Annotated in this window: 15 protein-coding genes and 1 pseudogene; 9 read left to right on the forward strand and 7 right to left on the reverse strand. The window is 71.9% G+C overall.

Features of this window, described 5'->3' with window-relative positions:
- Entirely contained in the window at nt 1-1,038 is a 1,038-nt protein-coding gene (locus Q8W71_RS22325) for a GlxA family transcriptional regulator (RefSeq protein WP_305527609.1), read from the reverse strand.
- 145 nt (nt 1,039-1,183) lie between these two features.
- Between Q8W71_RS22325 and Q8W71_RS22330 the strand changes: the two genes are divergently transcribed.
- From Q8W71_RS22330 to Q8W71_RS22360, 7 genes are all read left to right on the forward strand, one after another.
- Nucleotides 1,184-2,437 carry a sarcosine oxidase subunit beta family protein gene (locus Q8W71_RS22330; RefSeq protein WP_305527610.1) on the forward strand — a complete coding sequence of 418 codons (1,254 nt, stop codon included), beginning with the start codon at nt 1,184-1,186 and terminating at the stop codon, nt 2,435-2,437.
- Between the two features lie 12 nt (nt 2,438-2,449).
- A complete protein-coding gene (locus Q8W71_RS22335; RefSeq protein ID WP_305527611.1) occupies nt 2,450-2,752 on the forward strand; it encodes a sarcosine oxidase subunit delta in 303 nt (100 codons plus the stop codon).
- On the forward strand, nt 2,749-5,820 hold the full coding sequence (locus Q8W71_RS22340) for a sarcosine oxidase subunit alpha family protein (RefSeq protein WP_305527612.1): 3,072 nt from the start codon (nt 2,749-2,751) through the stop codon (nt 5,818-5,820). Before Q8W71_RS22335 ends, Q8W71_RS22340 begins: the two co-directional genes overlap by 4 nt.
- Nucleotides 5,821-5,828: 8 nt before the next feature.
- The gene (locus Q8W71_RS22345; protein ID WP_305527613.1) at nt 5,829-6,398 is read left to right on the forward strand and encodes a sarcosine oxidase subunit gamma; all 570 of its coding nucleotides are present in this window, start codon (nt 5,829-5,831) and stop codon (nt 6,396-6,398) included.
- A gap of 104 nt (nt 6,399-6,502) precedes the next feature.
- Complete coding sequence (locus tag Q8W71_RS22350) at nt 6,503-7,894, forward strand: L-serine ammonia-lyase (RefSeq protein ID WP_305527614.1); 1,392 nt, start codon at nt 6,503-6,505, stop codon at nt 7,892-7,894.
- 91 nt (nt 7,895-7,985) lie between these two features.
- Nucleotides 7,986-8,516: a prolyl-tRNA synthetase associated domain-containing protein gene (locus Q8W71_RS22355; RefSeq protein ID WP_305527615.1), complete on the forward strand. Its 531-nt coding sequence runs from the start codon at nt 7,986-7,988 to the stop codon at nt 8,514-8,516.
- 245 nt (nt 8,517-8,761) lie between these two features.
- Nucleotides 8,762-9,076: a cupin domain-containing protein gene (locus Q8W71_RS22360; RefSeq protein WP_305527616.1), complete on the forward strand. Its 315-nt coding sequence runs from the start codon at nt 8,762-8,764 to the stop codon at nt 9,074-9,076.
- A gap of 147 nt (nt 9,077-9,223) precedes the next feature.
- Here the strand turns inward: Q8W71_RS22360 and Q8W71_RS22365 are convergent, their stop codons facing one another.
- Together Q8W71_RS22365 and Q8W71_RS22370 are read right to left on the reverse strand one after the other, a co-directional pair.
- Nucleotides 9,224-10,567 (reverse strand): MFS transporter, encoded by a 1,344-nt coding sequence (locus Q8W71_RS22365; RefSeq protein ID WP_305527617.1) that lies wholly within the window; start codon nt 10,565-10,567, stop codon nt 9,224-9,226.
- 89 nt (nt 10,568-10,656) lie between these two features.
- Entirely contained in the window at nt 10,657-11,577 is a 921-nt protein-coding gene (locus tag Q8W71_RS22370; protein ID WP_305527618.1) for a phytanoyl-CoA dioxygenase family protein, read from the reverse strand.
- Nucleotides 11,578-11,714: 137 nt separating this feature from the next.
- Here Q8W71_RS22370 and Q8W71_RS22375 point away from each other — a divergent pair, with 137 nt between their 5' ends.
- Nucleotides 11,715-12,728 (forward strand): LacI family DNA-binding transcriptional regulator, encoded by a 1,014-nt coding sequence (locus Q8W71_RS22375; RefSeq protein ID WP_305527619.1) that lies wholly within the window; start codon nt 11,715-11,717, stop codon nt 12,726-12,728.
- 396 nt (nt 12,729-13,124) lie between these two features.
- Here the strand turns inward: Q8W71_RS22375 and Q8W71_RS22380 are convergent, their stop codons facing one another.
- Nucleotides 13,125-14,600, reverse strand: coding sequence for an NCS1 family nucleobase:cation symporter-1 (locus Q8W71_RS22380; RefSeq protein WP_305527620.1), 1,476 nt, complete (start codon nt 14,598-14,600; stop codon nt 13,125-13,127).
- Nucleotides 14,601-14,656: 56 nt separating this feature from the next.
- Entirely contained in the window at nt 14,657-15,781 is a 1,125-nt protein-coding gene (locus Q8W71_RS22385; RefSeq protein WP_305527627.1) for a TRAP transporter substrate-binding protein, read from the reverse strand.
- A 197-nt stretch (nt 15,782-15,978) separates the two neighbouring features.
- On the opposite strand from Q8W71_RS22385, the gene Q8W71_RS22390 reads away from it, so the two are divergent.
- A complete protein-coding gene (locus tag Q8W71_RS22390; RefSeq protein WP_305527621.1) occupies nt 15,979-16,587 on the forward strand; it encodes a tyrosine phosphatase family protein in 609 nt (202 codons plus the stop codon).
- Here the strand turns inward: Q8W71_RS22390 and Q8W71_RS22395 are convergent.
- Together Q8W71_RS22395 and Q8W71_RS22400 are read right to left on the reverse strand one after the other, a co-directional pair.
- Nucleotides 16,568-17,704, reverse strand: a complete 1,137-nt coding sequence (locus Q8W71_RS22395; protein ID WP_305527622.1) for a branched-chain amino acid ABC transporter substrate-binding protein — start codon at nt 17,702-17,704, stop codon at nt 16,568-16,570. The two genes, Q8W71_RS22390 and Q8W71_RS22395, sit on opposite strands and share 20 nt — an antisense overlap.
- Nucleotides 17,705-17,852: 148 nt before the next feature.
- A pseudogene (locus Q8W71_RS22400) lies at nt 17,853-18,506 on the reverse strand (polysaccharide biosynthesis/export family protein); the annotation flags it as partial.

An 18,506-nucleotide genomic window follows, 5' to 3' on the forward strand; every position in this document is an offset into this window, starting at 1 on the left:
TCAGCCCCGCGCGCCGGACCGCTCCCGCGCGCACGACTCCCGCACGCGCGACTCCCGCACGCGCGACGGCGCGGACCCGCGGCGCTGCCGGTAGGTCCGGGCGAAGTGCGAGGTGTCGCAGAAGCCCGTCGCCGTCGCGATCGCCGCGACCGTCTGGCCGGTGCTCCGGAGCAGCAGCTCCGCCTGGTCCAGGCGCATGGCCATGTAGCAGTCGCTCGGGGAGCGGCCGAGATGCCGGTCGAAGCGGCGCTCCAGGCTGCGGCGCGCGACCCCGACGCGGCGGGCGATCTCCGCGATGGTCAGCGGCGTCTCGAAGTTCTGGCGCATGTGGAGGACGGCGCGCTTGATCAGGTCGTCGGCGGGGACGAGGTCCAGCGGGACGCCGGGCTGCGGCTTGTCCGCCTGCGCGTCCGCGTCGAAGATCATGATCTGAAGGCTCTTGCGCGCGGGGGCGATCCCCACGTGCTTCTCCACGAGATGGGCCGCGAGATGGGCCGAACTCGCGCCGCCGGAGCAGGTCAGGCGGTCGCGGTCGACGACGAAGATCCGGTCGGAGACCGGCACGAGGCCGTCGAACCGCTCCAGGAAATCGGCGTGGTGGAACCAGCTCACGCAGCAGCGGTAGCCGTCCATCAGCCCGGCCCGGTGCAGGATGAACGCGCCGGTGCAGACGCCGACCAGGGCGGTGCCCGCCTCGGCGCTCCTCCGCAGGAAGCGCACGAGATCGGGCCCGAGATGCGAGATGTCGTCGATCAGGCCGCCGACCACGACGACGTAGTCGAGGGGCGGCGCGCGGTCGAGGCGCGTGTCCGGCTGGACGGCGACGCCGCAGCTCGATCGCACCGGCTCCATGGTGTCCGACAGGATCGACCACGTGCACAGGATCGGGCGGCTGCGGTCGCCGTCGTCGGCGGCCAGCCGCAGCACGTCCACGAAGTTCGCGAACGCGCACAGGGTGAAGCGCCGCGCCAGCACGAAGCCGACCCGCAGCCGGACGCGGGGGGGCGTATCGGGGGCGGGCTGGCGGTCGGGCTGCATGGCACGGACTCCCTCCGGGACGCGGGGCCGAGGAACGATCGGTCCAGCGCCCGGTGTCGCAAACTTCGTCCTCATATGGCGCGATCGTTCTGTCCACCGAGGGGGCGGGGACCGTATAGGTCCGCCTTCGGATGAGGACGGCGCGATGAGCCACTTTTCCTTCCCCGCGCTGCTGGCGAAGGCCCTGCGCGGCAACACCGGCTGGCAGCCCCAGTGGCCGGACGCCGAGCCCAAGGACGCGTACGACGTCGTGGTGGTGGGCGCGGGCGGCCACGGCCTCGGCACCGCCTACTATCTCGCCAAGGAGCACGGACTCTCCCGCGTCGCGGTGATCGACAAGGGCTGGCTCGGCGGCGGCAACACCGGGCGCAACACCACCATCATCCGCTCCAACTACCTCTACGACGAGAGCGCGCGGCTCTACGAGCACGCGATGAAGCTCTGGGAAGGGCTCAGCCAGGAGCTCAACTACAACGTCATGTTCTCGCAGCGCGGCGTCATGATGCTCGCGCACACGGTCCACGACGTGCAGAGCTTCAAGCGGCACATCCATTCGAACCGCCTCAACGGCATCGACAACGAGTGGCTGACGGCCGAGCAGGCCAAGGCGTTCTGCCCGGCGCTCAACGTCGCGCCGGACGCGCGCTACCCGGTGGTCGGCGCGGCGCTCCAGCGGCGGGGCGGCGTCGCCCGCCACGATGCGGTGGCCTGGGGCTACGCCCGCGGCGCCGCGGCGCGGGGCGTCGACATCGTCCAGAACTGCCCCGTCGTCGCGATCCGGCGCGACGCCGCCGGCCGCGTCAGCGGGGTCGAGACGGCGCGCGGCTTCATCAGGGCGAAGAAGGTCGCGGTCTCGGCGGCCGGCAGCACCTCGGTCGTCATGGGCACGGCCGACGTGCGGCTCCCGCTGGAGAGCTTCCCGCTCCAGGCGCTGGTCTCGGAGCCGGTCAAGCCGGCCTTCCCCTGCGTGGTCATGTCCAACACGGTCCACGCCTACATGAGCCAGTCCGACAAGGGCGAACTGGTCATCGGCTCGGGCACGGACCAGTACGTGTCCTACAGCCAGCGCGGCGGCCTGCCGCTGATCGAGCACACCCTGGCGGCGATCTGCGAGGTGTTTCCGATCTTCACGCGCATGCGCATGCTGCGCAAATGGGGCGGCATCGTCGACGTGACGCCCGACCGGTCGCCGATCGTGGCCAGGACGCCGGTGCCCGGCCTCTACGTCAATTGCGGCTGGGGCACCGGCGGCTTCAAGGCGACGCCGGGCGCCGCCCACGTCTTCGCCCACACCGTGGCGCGCGACGCGCCGCACCCGATCAACGCGCCCTTCACGATCGAGCGCTTCACGACCGGCCGCCTCATCGACGAGGCGGCGGCCGCCGCCGTCGCGCACTGAGAGGGTCGGACCGTGCTGCTCATTACCTGCCCCTACTGCCGGGAAGCCCGCCCCGAGGTCGAGTTCGCCTACGCGGGCGAGGCGCACATCGCCCGGCCCGCCGACCCGTCCGCCGTCGGCGACGCGGCGTGGCGCGACCACCTCTACATCCGCAGCAACACGCGCGGCCTGCACCGCGAGCGCTGGCGCCACGTCAACGGCTGCGGGCGCTTCTTCAACGCGGTCCGCGACACCGTCACGGACAAGTTCGCGGCGACCTACAAGGCCGGGGCCCCGTGCCCGATCGACTTCGCCCGTGAAGGAGCCGAGCGATGAGCGACGCCCGCGTGATCGATACCGGGGACACCCCGGCGCGGCCGTCCGCCGCCACCGCGCCGGCCATCGGCAGGGGGCTGCGCGTCCCGGGCCGGGGCCGCAACGCCGCCGCCGCGCCGGTCCGCTTCACCTTCGACGGCCGCACGATCACCGGCCGGGCGGGCGATACCCTGGCGGCGGCGCTGCTCGCCGACGGCATCCACCTGGTCGGGCGCTCGTTCAAGTACCATCGCCCGCGCGGCATCCTCTCGGCCGGCAGCGAGGAGCCCAACGCCCTGGTCGGCACGGACCGCGGCGACGGGCGCTACGAGCCCAACACCCGCGCGACGACGGCCGAGATCTTCGAGGGCTTCCGCGCGTCGAGCCAGAACCGCTGGCCCTCCCTCCGGCACGATGTCGGCGCGGTCAACGACAGCCTGTACATGCTGTTCTCGGCGGGCTTCTACTACAAGACGTTCATGTGGCCGAAGTCCTTCTGGAACACGGTCTACGAGCCGCTGATCCGCGGGGCCGCCGGGCTCGGCGCGCCCCCGACGGAACGCGACCCGGACAGCTACGCGGCCCGGCACGCGCATTGCGACCTCCTCGTGGTGGGCGCGGGCGCCGCGGGCCTCGCCGCCGCGCTGGCGGGCGCCCGCGGCGGCGCGAAGGTGATCCTGGTCGACGAGCAGGCCGAGGCCGGCGGCTGGCTGCTGTCGGAGCCCGAGGTCACGATCGACGGGCGGACCGCCTGGACGTGGCTCGCGGACACGCTCCGGACGCTCGCGGCGATGCCGAACGTCACCGTCCTCAACCGCACCACCGCGATCGGCTACTACCACCAGAACTTCGTGGGCCTGTGCCAGCGGCTGACCGACCACCTCGCGCAGGTGCCGGAGGGCGCGCCGCGCGAGCGGCTCTGGAAGGTCCGGGCCAAGCAGGTCGTGCTCGCCCAGGGCGCCATCGAGAAGCCGCTCGTGTTCGCGGGCAACGACCGGCCGGGCGTCATGCTGGCGGGCGCGGCGCGGACCTACCTCAACCGCTACGGCGTCCGCGTCGGCGACCGGGCGGTGGTCGTGACCGCGCACGACGCGGCGTGGGCGGCCGCCTTCGACTTGGCCCGCGCCGGCACGACCGTGCCGCTGATCGTCGACATCCGACCGGTCGTCGGCGGGGATCTGCTCGCACAGGCGCGCAGCCTGGGGATCGAGACCCTGTGCGGCGGCACGGTGACGGACACGCGCGGGCGGCTGCGCGTCTCGGCCGTCCGGGTGAACCCCGTCGACGCCGCGGGGAGAGCGGGCGGCGGCCGCTGGGTCGCCTGCGACGCGCTGCTCATGTCGGGCGGCTGGACGCCGAGCCTGCACCTGTTCTCGCACACCGGCGGCAAGCTGGTCTGGGACGAGGCCGACCAGGTCTTCCTGCCCGGCCGGGCGACCGAGGCCTGCCGCTGCGCGGGCGCCGGCACGGGCCGGTTCGGGCTGGCCGCCGCGCTGGCCGACGGCGCCGCGGCCGGTGCGGCTGCGGCCGTCGACGCCGGTCACCCCGCCGAGACCCCGGCCTTCGCGGTGCAGGGCGAGGGGTCGATGGCCGGCACGGCCTGCCGCGACCTGCCGACCGACCGCAACGGGGCCTTCGCCAAGGCCTTCGTCGACTTCCAGAACGACGTGCTGGCCAAGGACATTCGCCTCGCCGTGCGCGAGGGCTTCCGCTCGGTGGAGCACATCAAGCGCTACACCACCAACGGCATGGCCACCGACCAGGGCAAGACCTCGAACATCAACGGCCTGCAGATCGCCGCCGACGCGCTCGGCCGCGCCGCGCCGAGCGTCGGACTGACCACCTTCCGGCCGCCCTACACGCCGACCACCTTCGGCGCCTTCGCCGGGTACAACCGCGGCCGCCTGTTCGAGGTCACGCGGCGCACGCCGATCGACGCCTGGGCGGCCGAGCGCGGCGCCGTCTACGAGCCGGTGTCGCTGTGGCGGCGCGCCCGCTACTTCCCGCAGCCCGGCGAGGACATGCACGCGGCGGTCGCCCGGGAGTGCCGCGCGGTCCGCGCCGGCGTCGGCCTGTTCGACGCCTCGACCCTCGGCAAGATCGAGATCGTCGGCCCGGACGCCGCGACCTTCATGAACCGGATGTACACCAACGCCTGGACCAAGCTCGAACCGGGGCGGTGCCGTTACGGCCTGCTGCTCGGCGAGGACGGCTTCATCCGGGACGACGGCGTCATCGGGCGCATGGCCCCCGACCGCTTCCACGTCACGACGACGACGGGCGGCGCGGCCCGCGTGCTCACCACCATGGAGGACTACCTCCAGACCGAGTGGCCGGACCTGAACGTCTGGCTGACCTCGACCACCGAGCAATGGGCGGTGATCGCGGTGCAGGGGCCGAGCGCCCGCGCGGTGATCGAGCCCCTCGTGGAAGGCATCGACCTCGCCCCCGGGCGCTTCCCCCACATGGCCGTCGCCGAGGGCCGCATCTGCGGGGTGCCGACCCGCCTGTTCCGCGTCAGCTTCACGGGCGAACTGGGCTTCGAGGTCAACGTCCCGTCCCGCTACGGCCGGGCCGTCTGGGAGGCGATCCACGAGGCGGGCCGGGCCCACGGCATCGTCCCCTACGGCACGGAGACGATGCACGTCCTGCGCGCCGAGAAGGGCTACATCATCGTCGGCCAGGATACCGACGGCACCCTCACGCCGGCCGACGCGGGCCTCGACTGGGCGATCGGCAAGGCCAAGCCCGATTTCGTGGGCAAGCGCTCCCTGGCCCGGCCCGACATGCACAGGCCCGACCGCAAGCAGCTCGTCGGCCTACTGACGCAGGACCCGAACGTGGTGCTCGAAGAGGGCGCGCAGATCGTGGCCGAGCGCGACGGGCCGATCCCGCGCACGATGATCGGCCACGTCACCTCCGCGTACTGGAGCGAGGCGCTCGGCCGGTCGATCGCCCTGGCGGTGGTCGCGGGCGGGAAATCCCTCCAGGGCCGCACGGTGTACGTGCCGATGCCCGACGCCGTCCACGCGGCGACGGTCGGCGGCACGGCGTTCCTCGACCCGGAGAACACGCGGCTGGCGGTTTAGGTGAGGCCATGATTCAGGCGCGCATGATCCAGGAGTGGAAGACCCTCGCGGGTACGCCGATCCCCGAGGTCGCCGGCCGGCTCTCGGTGGCGCTCGCCCCGGACTGCGCGCGCTTCAGCCTGCGGGTCCGGCCCGACGACCGCGCCGCCCTCGACGCCCCCCTGGGCATCGCGCTGCCCGACCGGATCGGCGGGGTCGCCGTGGGCGCGGGCGGCCACGCCCTCTGCCTCGGGCCGGACGAGTGGTCCCTGCTGCTCCCCGCGGAGGCCGCCGCCGGCCTCGGCGAGCGTCTGGGCGCCGCAGTGACCGTGCCGTTCAGCCTCGTGGACGTCGGCCACCGCGAGGTGGGCATCGCGGTGAGCGGCCCGGCCGCGACGCTCGCCCTCTCGTCGCTCTGCGCGCTCGACCTCGACGCGATGCCGGCGGGCTCGGCGACGCGCACGATCCTCGACCGGGCGCAGGCGGTGCTGATCAAGCACGATGCCGAGCAGTACCGCATCGAGGTCTGGCAATCGTTCGCGGACCACGTCTGGACCCTGCTCGAGGTCGTCTCGCGCGAGATCGCGCTGGACCTGTGACGGTCCCGGGCGGCCCCGGCGCGGCGGCGCGCGGATCCGGCGGCGTCCGACCGGCTTGACACGACGGAGTGCGGCGAGGCCGGCCGCAGCGGCGGACGGTGGCGATGTTCCTCAGCGTGTTCGACGTCTTCAAGCCGGGGATCGGCCCCTCCTCGTCCCACACCATGGGGCCGATGACGGCGGCGGCCGATTTCCTCGATCTCCTGCGCGGCAGCGACGCCGCGGCCGGGGCGGCCGCGATCCGCGTGACCCTGCACGGCTCCCTCGCCTTCACGGGCAAGGGGCACGCCACGGACCGGGCGGTGGTCCTCGGCCTCCTCGGCTACCGGCCCGCGGACATCGAGATGGAGGCGGCCGAGCGGGCGCTGGCCGACCTCGAAGCGCGCAGGACCCTGGTGCCGGACGGCCTGCCGGAGATCGCCTTCGACCCGGCCGACGCGATCACGTTCGATTTCGGTCCGCCGCTGCCCGGGCACGCGAACGGGCTGACGATCACGGCGCTCGATTCCGGCGACGCGCCCGTCCTCTCGGAGACGTACTACTCGATCGGCGGCGGCTTCGTCGTCACGGCGGCGCAGCGCGCGGCCTGCGCGCCGCCCCCCACCGAAGCGACCGACCCGCGGCTGTGGCCCTACCCGTTCGAGACCTCCGCGGCGATGCTGCGGATGGCGCGGGAGAGCGGCCTGTCGATCGCCGCGATGAAGCGGGCCAACGAGGCCGTCGGCCGCTCGGACGCGGAGATCGACGCCGGGCTCGCGGGCATCTGGGGGACCATGAACGGGTGCGTCGAGCGCGGGCTGGCCCGGGACGGCGAGCTGCCCGGGGGCCTGCGCGTCCGGCGGCGGGCGCGGCGCATCCGCGAGCAGCTCGAACGCGAGCACGGCTCGAACGCGGCGCAGCCGCACGTCATCACCGACTGGCTGAGCGTCTACGCCATGGCGGTGAACGAGGAGAACGCGGCCGGCGGCAAGGTCGTCACCGCGCCGACCAACGGGGCCGCGGGCGTCATCCCGGCCGTGGCCCGGTACTACCTGGACCACTGCATCGGCGCCGACGCGGCGCGGATCCCCGAATTCCTGCTGACGGCCGCCGCCATCGGCGGCCTGATCAAGCACAACGCCTCCATCTCCGGCGCCGAGGCGGGCTGCCAGGGGGAGGTCGGCTCGGCGAGCGCGATGGCGGCGGCGGGCCTGTGCGCCGTGCTCGGCGGCACGCCGGCCCAGGTCGAGAACGCCGCCGAGATCGCCCTGGAGCACCATCTCGGCATGACCTGCGACCCCGTCGCCGGCCTCGTGCAGGTGCCGTGCATCGAGCGCAACGGCATCGGGGCCACCAAGGCGGTGGCCGCCGCGTCCCTGGCGCTGCGCGGGGACGGCACGCACTTCATGCCCCTCGACAACTGCATCGCCGCGATGCGGCAGACCGGCGAGGAGATGAGCACCAAGTTCAAGGAGACCAGCCAGGGCGGTCTGGCGGTGAACCTGCCCGAGTGCTGACCCGCGCCCCGACGCTGAGCCGGAATCCGCGGCCGCCGGGAGCCAGCCATCTCCCGGGCCGCCGCACGCGAACCGTGGAACGAGGAGACCCATGCCGCTGACCCCCGACGACCTCCTGAGCCGGCTGCGCGATCGCGACATCGCCTACACGCTCCACGAGCACCCCCCCGTCCTGACGGTGGAGGCGATGATGGCCGCCTGCGGCGACATCGCGGGTGCGCACACCAAGAACCTGTTCCTGCGCGACGGGAAGAAGACGTACTTCCTCGTCACGCTGCGTCACGACGCGCAGGTCGATCTCAGGGCGTTCCGCTCGGTGCTCGGCGCGCGGGGCGGCCTGTCCTTCGCGAGCGCCGAGGCGTTGCGCGAGCAGCTCGGCGTCGAGAGCGGCGCGGTCTCGCCGCTGGCGGCCCTCAACGCCGCGCCGGGCAGCGTGAAGGTCTTCATCCAGGATCGCCTGCTGTCCGAGCCGCTGATCAACGTCCACCCGCTCGTGAGTACGCGCACACTCAGCGTCGTACCGGACGATCTTCTGAACCTGCTGCGCGCAGACGGGCATTCCGTCGAGGCTTTCGCCCTGCCGGACGCGGATCGCAGCGGGTCGGACACGACCACGGTCTGACCGGATCGACCGCACGGCGCGCCGCGTGGCTGGCCCCGGTCGCCGCGCTGGCAGCGACGCCGATCCAAACACGCGGCTTCATGGCGTCCCGCGGCGTACCGGACCGGATCGAGAGGCTATCGTCCCGGTTCCTTCACGATTACGACGCGCAGCGGCCATGGACCGCTGCGCGGCGAGTCGCGATCACGGACGCGTGCCGATCTGCTCATCACAGTAGCGCTTTCCAGAACAGCCGGGAGGACGAGATGCGTGACGACGGTCTGGATTTTGCCGAAGTGTTCGCGCGCTTGGCCAGGGATGGGCAGCGGGAGAGCACGACGGAACTCGGTGGCGTCGCGGTGCACCTCGTCCGCGTCGCCGGCGGAGGCGAAGGCCGCTGGGACAGCCACGCCGCGACGTCGGAGACAGTGATCGTGTGGAGCGGCGACTTCGCGGTGGAGTTCCGGGATCGCACGCTGCATCTCGGTCCGGGCCGATGTTGCGTCGTACCGGTGGGGGCCGAGCACCGCGGCACGTCGAAGGGCGGTGCCGAAGTCATCCTGTTCACCGCCGCAGCGTGAGGGGCGAACGGAGGCCGTGACCGGCGCCGCGGGAGCGCGGCTGCGCGATCTGATCGCGGCCGCCGGTCGTCGACGGCCTTCGGTACACCGGCAAGCGGTGCAGGCACGCGCCTCGGCGAGCGCGGTGACCCGACCGGGGTCGCCGTCTCAGGCGGTCCGCACCGCCGCGAGCCTGTGCGGGAGCGCGTCCTCGGCCACCGCCTCATCCGCGGCGATGTCGTCGAGATAGGTCTCGGGGCCCATCCAGACCGCGACCGCCGTGATCACACCCAGGACGATGGCGTAGATCGCGACCGGCCAGGACGAGCCGGAGGCCCAGGAGACGAGTGCGGTCGCGAGGGCCGGCGCCGGGCCTCCCGCGATCAGCGAGCCGAGCTCGCGCGCGAAGGCGAAACCGGAGAACCGTCGCGCCGGTCCGAAGAGTTCGGAGAAGTAGGCGGCCTGAACCCCGAACATCATGCCGATCGCGAGTTGCGCGAGCCAGAAGGCTCCGATCGAGGCGAGGAAAGATCGCGATTCGAGCAGCCAGAAGAACGGGAAGGCGATCAGGCAGCCGATGACGGCACCGCTGATGTAGATCGGCCGCCGCCCGATCCGGTCCGACAGCGCGGCGAAGCCGATGGTGGCGGCGATCTGCACCGCGTAGCTGCTCATCAGGACGAAGAGCGTCGCGTCCTTCGGGAAACCGAGCGTGTTGACCGCGTAGCTCAACCCGAACACCGGGAAGAGGTAGCCGAAGCCGTTCTCGGCCAGCCGCGCGCCCAGCACGACGAAGAAGTTGCGGGGCTGCTTCGTGATCGAATCGAGGATCGGGTTGCGCGCCTTGGCGCCCCCGCGCTCGACGACCTTCTCGAAGACCGGCGTCTCGTCGATGCAGGCGCGCACGTAGAGCCCGAACGCGATCATCACGATGCTGGCCAGGAACGGCAGGCGCCACCCCCAGCTCAGGAAGTCCTCCTGGGGGAGTTGCGAGACGAGCCAGAACGCGCCCGAAGCGAGCAGCATGCCGAGGCCGACCCCGGCCGGTGCGAACGACGCCCAGAACCCGCGCCGCCCAGGGGGAGCGAATTCCGCCAGCATGATCACCGCGCCGGTGTACTCGGCGCCGGCGGCGAAACCTTGGACGAGGCGCAGCACCACCAGCAGGACCGGTGCCCAGATGCCGATCCGGTCGTAGGTGGGCAGCAGCCCGATGAGCACGGTGCCGATACCGACGATCATCAGCGTCAGGAGCAGCACCGGCTTGCGGCCGATCCGGTCACCGAGGAAGCCGAAGAACAGCCCGCCCAGCGGACGCGACAGGAAGCCCACCCCGAATGTCGCGAGCGCGATGAGCGTGCCGACCGAAGGGTCGAACTTCGGGAAGAAGAGTTGTCCGAAGACGAGCCCCGCCGCCGTGGCGTAGATGAAGAAGTCGTACCATTCGAGGACCGAACCCACGCAGGAGGCCACGATGACGCGGCGCGGGTGCTCGTGTGCCGTCACGGCCATGGCGTGTTCCTCCCCAGGAACGATTGTTGGCGAGCGCCCGGCGCCTCGTTGGGCGCCGGGTCGTTCGAACGACCGGGTTCGACCCGGTCTCAGGCGACGCGGTCGGCCGCGGGCTTCTGTGCCGCGAAGGCGCTGACCGCGCCGGCGCTCTGCTGCGTCTTGAAGATCGAGGACGCGTCGGGCGCCGGCGGGAGCGGCAGGAGAACCGGCACATCCTTGAGACGCGGCCGCATCGTCTGCTCGCCGAAGATCATCCGGCTCTTGACCGTGTCGTAGACCTGCTGCTGGTTCAGGCCGACGAAGCCGCCCCCGGCCCCCGCGAGCGGCCACGCGTCGGCCGCGCACATCTCGTAGAAGCACATCAGCCGGGCGCGGTCCGACATGTTCGGCGCCGAGCCGTGCAGGGTCCGGCAATGGTGAACCGAGATGGAGCCGGCCTTGCCGGTCAGGGTCACGATCTTGTCCCGCTCGAACAGGGGGTCGGACGGATCGATCGCGCCCGCGAACACGCCGTTGACGAAGTGCGAGAGCACCGGCCCCTTGTGGGTCCCGGGTATGACGAGCAGCGGCCCATTCCCCTCGTGGACATCCTCGAGCATCAGCCCGATCGCCAGCACGTCGTCGTTGGTGTGGGGGTAGAACGCCCAGTCCTGGTGCCACTCGACCGCCGCGCCACCGCCGGGTGCCTTGGTGTTGAGTTTGCTCGTCTGGAGGCGAACGGACGGGCCCAGCAGCTTCTCGAGAACGCCCCGCATCTTCTTCGAGCGCAGAACCTCGAAGAACTCCGGCATGTGGACATGCGGAAGCTTGATGCGTGTGAGGCGCGGATTGTCCTTCGAATGTCCCTCGTCGAGGTCGAAGACGGCGTCGCTCTGCCTGATCTCCCGTGAGCGGTCGATCATCTGGTAGGTGAGCCTGCGGAGTTCGTCGAGTTCGCCTCCGGTCACCGCATCCTCGACCAGGACGTAGCCGTCGTCGTGGTAGGACTGGACCTGCGCGTCCGTCAGCATCGTCGTTCACTCCCGGAATGAATTTTGTTGTCGAGCGCCGCCGCGAAGCGCATCGCTGCATGATGTTTGCGCAAACATAAAAGCCTGTCAAGGCGGTCCGAGTGGCGCCGGCCACCGACCCGGGATACTCGGACGGGATGGAGAAAGACGGCCGCCGCCGCACCCGGATGGACGACGTCGCGGCCCGCGCCGGCGTCTCGCAGATGACCGTGTCGCGCGTGATCCGCACCCCGGACAAGGTCGCGGCGGCGACGCGCGCGCGCGTCAATGCGGCGATGGCGGAACTCGCCTACGTGCCGGACATGCTGGCCGGCGGCCTCGCGGCCCGGCGCAGCGGTCTCATCGGGGCCGTCATCTCGACATTCGAGAACGCGATCTTCGCGGAGACGATCGCGGGCCTGACGGAGACGGTCGAGACGGAGGGGTTCTCGCTCCTGCTCGGGGCGTCCGGCTACTCCTTGGAGGGCGAGGAGCGCCTCCTGCACGCGATCCTGGGTCGGCGGCCGGACGGGATCGTGCTGACGGCGACGCTGCACACGCCGGCGGCCCGGCAGCTTCTCGTCGGCTCGGGCGTCGCGATCGTCGAAGCCTGGGAGATCCCGAGCGATCCCGTCGACATGGCCGTCGGTTTCGACAACAGGGCCGCCGGGCAGGCGATGACCGCGGCGTTGCTCGACATCGGGTATCGTCGCATCGCCTTCGTCGGCGCGACCGGCGGCAGGGACGTGCGCGGGTTGCGGCGTCGGGACGGGTATCGGGTGGCGCTGGCGGAGCGGGGCCTCCCCCCGCGCGAGGTCGGCTCGGCCGCGTTACCGCTCGGCATCGAGAACGGTCCGGCGTTCCTCGACGAGATCCTGGCGCGGTTTCCCGATACGGACGCCGTGTTCTGCTCGCTCGACGCGCTGGCGGCGGGCATCCTGCTCGCGGCGCGACGGCGCGGCCTCGACGTTCCGGGTCGTCTCGCGGTCGCGGGATTCGGCGACTTCGCGATCGCTCAGCCGAGCGGTCTCGACCTCACCACGGTCCGGATCGCCGGCCGCGCCATCGGGGTTCATGCCGGCCACCTGTTGCTTGGTCGCATGAGCAAGGTGCCGCTGGAGGAGACGATCATCGACGTCGGATTCGAGGTGGTCCGTCGCAGCTCGACTTGAGCACCGGGTGTCGTCTGACGTCGCCGAGCCTTCCTGTGAGCAGGCTCGGCGAAGTCCCGGCGGGTTTGGGCCTCCGTATCCCGGTCCTGCCGGAGCGCCGTCCGGAACGGACGCCGCCGGCCCACCGCGTTCCCGCGATCCGCGAGCGGCAACGACGGCCTCGTGATCGCGCGGCCCCGCATCCGACGCGCGGGACCGCCCCGCGATCCGACCGCGTTGGCCGCTCACCCGGTCACCTTGGCCGGCCGCATCAAATTCAGCCCGACTGCAACCAGCCCGCGCGGCCCCGCGCGCGAACGCACCGACCCCTCTGTCGCGGCCGATACGGGAAGAGCCCGCGTCGCGACGGCGAGCGGCCTCGCCGAAGCCGGGATCACACCTGGAAGGGGCCGGTTCTCAGGCCGGCGCGCGCAGCGCCGGGGCGAGCGGTGCCCCGCGCATCAGCAGCACCTGGAACAGGGCGCCGAGGACGGCCCCGACCAGCCAGCCCCAATCGCCGCCGTTGTGGATCGCGCCCGCGGCGCCCGCCACCGACAATCCGATCGAGACCGCCCCCGCCGCGGCGAGGGCGATCAGCGCCCGCCGGTTCCAGCCGCCCTGGTAGTAGAGCGAGCCGTTCGGATCCATCGAGTAGAGATCCTCCAGCACCACCCGCTGCCGCTTCACGAGATAGTAGTCGGCGACCATGATGCCGAACATCGGCCCGAGAATCGCGCCGAACACGCTGACGAAGGCGGTGATCGCCTGGGGACTCGACACGAAGATCCACGGGCAGACCAGCACCGAGAGGATCGAGGTGATCAGACCGCCGAGCCGGAAGTCGATCTTCTCCGGGTAGAGGTTGGCGATGTCGTAGGCCGGCGAGACGAAGTTGGCGACGATGTTGATCCCCATCGTCGCGACGATGAAGGTGATCGAGCCGAGCGCCACCACCCAGGGGTTGCCGATGCGCTCCACGATCTCCACCGGGTCCATGATCGCGGTGCCGAACACCTGCACCGTGCCGGCGGTGACGATCACCGTGATGATCGCGAAGACGATGAAGTTGACCGGCAGGCCGAGGAAGTTGCCGACCGTCATCGCCCGGCGGTCGCGGGCGAAGCGGGCGAAGTCGCCGAAGTTCAGGAGCAGCGCCGCGAAGTAGGCGACGATCAGCATCGCGGCGTTGGCGATGTGCCACGCCGTCCCGCCCTCGGCGGCGGGGGCGAGTTGCAGCGACAGGCTCGACGTGCCGGTCTGCGCCAGGATCCAGAGGGCGAGGGCGAACATCACCACATAGACGACCGGCCCGCAGAAATCGATGAACCGGCGGATCGTCTCCATGCCGTTGAGGAAGATCAGTAACTGGAACAGCCACATGAACAGGAAGCTGAACCAGCCGAGCGGCGACAGCCCGGCGAAGCTTCCGGCCGTGTAGGCCTGCGCCGCCGGCCAGAAGGTGAGGATCAGGACCTGCACCGCCTTCGAGGCGAAGTACGTCTGGACGCCGTACCAGACGATGCCGACGATCCCGCGCAGCACCGCGGCGAGGTTGGCGCCCATCACCCCGAACGACATGCGCGCGACCACGGGGAACGGGGTGCCGTACTTGAGGCTCGGGCCGCCGATCAGGTTCATCAGCACGTTGACGATGCCGATGCCGACCACCATCGCCGCCAGCACCTCCCAGCCGGTGAGGCCGAGGAAGAACAGGCTCGCGGCGAAGGTGTAGCCGCCGACCGAATGCACGTCCGACATCCACATCGCGAAGATGCTGAACACCCCCCAGGTGCGGCCCTCCGGCGCGGTCGGGGCGAGGTCGTGGTTGTAGAGCTTCGGGTGGGCGCCGGGGACGGCCAGCACCGGGGGCGTCGCGTGCGCGGAACCTGCCATCGTCTCGCCTCCCGGGGCGTGATCGAGCCGGGCGAGGAGGGGCAATCCGCGTGCCGTCAGCCGCGGGCCCGCGCCCGAATCATGAAGTTGTCGTAAGTGTACTCCGCCACCTGGAACCAGAGGTACTCCTCGTTGCGGAACGTCCGCATCGCCTCGTAGACCCGGCGGAAATCGGCGTTCTTGGCGGCGATCTCGGCGTAGACGTCGTTGGCGTTCTTGAGGGCGGCCTCCATCACCTCCTGCGGGAAGGGCCGCAACTGCGCACCCCCGGCGACCAGCCGGCGCAGGGCCTGCGGGTTGCGGGCGTCGTACTTGGCCTGGACCTCGGCCCCGACCTGGGCGGCGGCGGCGCGCAGGAGCGCCTGGTAGGGCTTCGGCAGCGCCTTCCACGCCCCCGCGTTGATCCAGAAGTGCAGCATGGCGCCGCCCTCCCAGAAGCCGGGATAGTGGTAGATCGGCGCCACCTTCTGCAGCCCGAGGCGCTCGTCGTCGTAGGGGCCGATCCACTCGGCCGCGTCGATCTTCTTCGTCTCCAGCGCCGCGTAGATCTCCGGGCCGGGGATCGCCTGCGGCTGCACGCCGAACTTCGCCAGCACCTGCCCGCCGAGACCGCCGATGCGGAACTTGAGCCCCTGGAGGTCGGCGAGGGTCTTGATCTCCTTCCGGAACCAGCCGCCCATCTGCGCGCCGGTGTTGCCCCCCGGCAGGCAGACGAGGCCGACCTTGGCGAAGATCTCGGCGAACAGCTCGGCGGCGCCCCCCGCATACCACCACGCCGCCCCGCCCCGGGCGTTGAGGCCGAAGGGGATGGCGGTGGCGAGCGCGAAGGTCGGGTCCTTGGCGGTGGCGAGCGAGGCTGGGCCGTGGCCCATCTCCACCGTGCCGCCGGCCACCGCGTCGAGCAGCCCGTCGGCCGGCACCGGGTCGCCGGGGCCCTGCACCTGGATCTGGAAGCGCCCGTCGGTCGCCTCGGCGACGATCCGGGCCATCGCCTCGGGGGCTCCGAACAGGATGTCGAGGCTCTTGGCGTAGGCCGAGGACAGGCGCCAGCGCAATTCGGGACCGCCCTGCGCCCGGGCGGGCGTCGCGAGCAGTGCGGCCGCGCCGAGCCCGGCGGTCAAGAGCGCGCGCCGCGGCGCCCGGGCCGGCTGCGTCCGGCCGGTGCGGCTCTCGGAGGGCATCGCGTCCGGCGGCACGGCGTCCGAAGTCACGGCGTTCGAAGGCATGTCGTTCGAAGGCATGGCGTCCGAAACGTCTCCTCGCCCCGGCGGGATCCGGGGGGCGGGGGTTAGCACGTCCGCACCGCGTCCCGAAACGGGGCGCCCGCGAGCGGGCCCGGCGGTTGGACAGGCGGGCGGGCGAGGGTTAGGCGCTGTCCATGCCCGCCCCGTCCGAACCCGCCGTCACCCTGCACACCGTCTGCGGCCTGGAGGAGCTGGCCGGCCACGGGACGCGGGGCATCAGCCACGTCCTGTCGCTGCTCGATCCGGGCACGCCCGAGCCGGCGGCGTTCTCCGCCTACGGCCCCCACCGGCGCACCACCCTGCACTTCCACGACTGCCTCGGCCCCGGCACCGGGCCGGGCGGCCCGCTGGTGCCGCCGGAGCCGGAGCACGTGGCGGAGATCCTCGCTTTCGGGCGCGACCTCGACGGGGCGGCCCACCTCCTCGTGCACTGCCACTACGGCCTGTCGCGCTCCACGGCGGCGCTGCTGATGCTGCTCGCGCAGGCCGAGCCCGGCGTGGGGGCCGAGGCTCTGGTCGCGCGGCTCCACGCCCTGCGCGAGCCCGCCTGGCCCAACGCCCGGATGATCGGTTTCGCCGACGGGATGCTCGGGCGCGACGGCACCCTGAGCGCGGCGGTGCGGGGCCTGCACGCCCTGCAATTGCAGGTGCGCCCGCATCTGGCCGACGTGCTGCGCGGCCTCGGGCGGGGCGCGGAGGTCGAGGCGGCGCTGGCCGAGCCCGCTACTTCCCCGCCGGGGTGAAGGCCCCGTCCTTCCAGACGTAGAGCACGTAGCCTTGCGCGGTCACGTCGCCCTTGGCGTCGAAGCCGACGGTGCCGAGGACGAGGTCGAACCGCTCGGTGTGAAGGGCCTGGGCGATCGGCCGCGGATCGGTCGAGTGGGCGAAGTTGCCGGCCGCGACGAGGGCCTGCATCGCGGCGTAGCCGTAGATCGTCGATCCGGTCGGATCGACGCCCTCCGCCTTGAACGCCTTCACGACCGCCGCCGCCGCAGGCTGCCGGCTCGGGTCGAGGTAGAAGGTCATCAGCACGCCGTTGCTCGCCGGCCCGGCGATCTTGGCGAAGTCGGGGGTGGCGATGGCCGAGGTGCCGAACCATTGCGGGCGGAAGCCGCGCTCGGCGGCGATCTTCACGAGCCGGCCCATCTCCGCGGCGTCGCCGCCGTAGTACACCACCTCGATCCCGGCTCCCTTGAGGCGGTCGACCAGCGCCGCGTCGTCGGCGTCGCTGGGCTGGAAGGAGAGGAACAGCGCCTCGTTGATGCCGATGCGGTTGAGGTTGTCCTTGGTGGCGGCGGCGAGCGCCCGGGCGGCCGGGGTCTGGTCCTGGATCAGCGCGATCTTGCGGTCGCGGAACCGCTCGGCGAGCACGGCCGCCGAGAGCCGGGCCTGATCGTCGTCGCGTCCGCAGACCCGGAAGATCGTCGGCAGGCCGCGGTCGGTGAGCTTGGCCGCGACCGAGGCGGCGGTGATCATCACCATCCCGTTCTGGGCGTAGATGTCGGAGGCCGCCAGCGAGGCGTTCGAGCAGACGTGGCCGACCACGAGGCGGACGCCGGAGCGGACGAAGTGGTTGGCCACCGCGACCGCCGTGTTGGAGTCGCAGGCGTCGTCCTGCACGTCGAGGGTGACGGGCTGGCCGTCGAGGCCGCCCATCGCGTTGGCGTCGCGCGCCGCCGCCTGGACGCCGCGCAGCACCTGCTCGCCCACCGCGACGTAGGGGCCGGAGCGCGGCACCGCGACGCCGACGGTCACGTCGGCCGCGGCCGGGGTCGCGCCCAGCAGCGCGAGGCACAGGCTCAGGGCGGGAAGCGCAGGACGGAGCGGGCCGCGGGCGGGGACGGGACGTCCGAAGGTCATCGGGCTCTTCTATGCACCCTTCCGCGCGGCGGCCACCCGGCGGCCGTCGCGAGCGGCGACGCACCGCCCACAGCCCCATACGTGAGGAGGCGGCGTAATGCGACTGCTTTCGAATGCGGTCCGCGCGTCCCGGGTGCGGTCGAAGCCGCTATCTGGCGTAGTTGTAGGCGAGAGCTGCGGACGAGACAGGCCCCGTGACGCTGGAGAAGACGCCGATGACCTTCTGCACCTCGGTGAACGGGGCGTTCGAGACGTAGACCAGATCCCGGTTGCGCATCCGGAACGCCTGGCTGGTGAACAGGCTGTTGGGGTCGCGCATGTTGATCCGGTACACCACCGGCACCAGAGGCGTGCCCAGCAGCTTCGAGTCCGGCGCCAGACGCCGCACCACGGCGGCCGGCTCGAACCGGAAGATGAACGTGCCCGCCGGGTCCGCCTGGAAGTCCGACAGCCCGCGCGCCTTGGCCAGCGCCTGCGCCAGCGTGATGCCGTCGGCGGCGAACGGCAGCTCGGTGGTGTTGCCCAGCGCGCCGACCGCGATGAACGTCTGCGGATCGCGCACCAGGGTGAGCACGTCGTTGGGCCGCAGGTAGATGTTCTCACGCGGGTTCGACACCACCGTGGTCATCGGCACGGTCGCGGTGACCTTGCCGCGCGACAGCCGCACGAAGGTCTCCGACACCGGCGAGCGCACGCCGCCGGCGGCCGCGACCACGTCGAGGATGCGGTCGCCGTGGCCCGACAGCGGCAGGCGGGCGCCGGCCGCGCCCTCGCCGGTGACGGTGACCGCCTGGCTGATCGG

The organism is Methylobacterium amylolyticum, assembly GCF_030700245.1.
Taxonomy (GTDB): domain Bacteria; phylum Pseudomonadota; class Alphaproteobacteria; order Rhizobiales; family Beijerinckiaceae; genus Methylobacterium.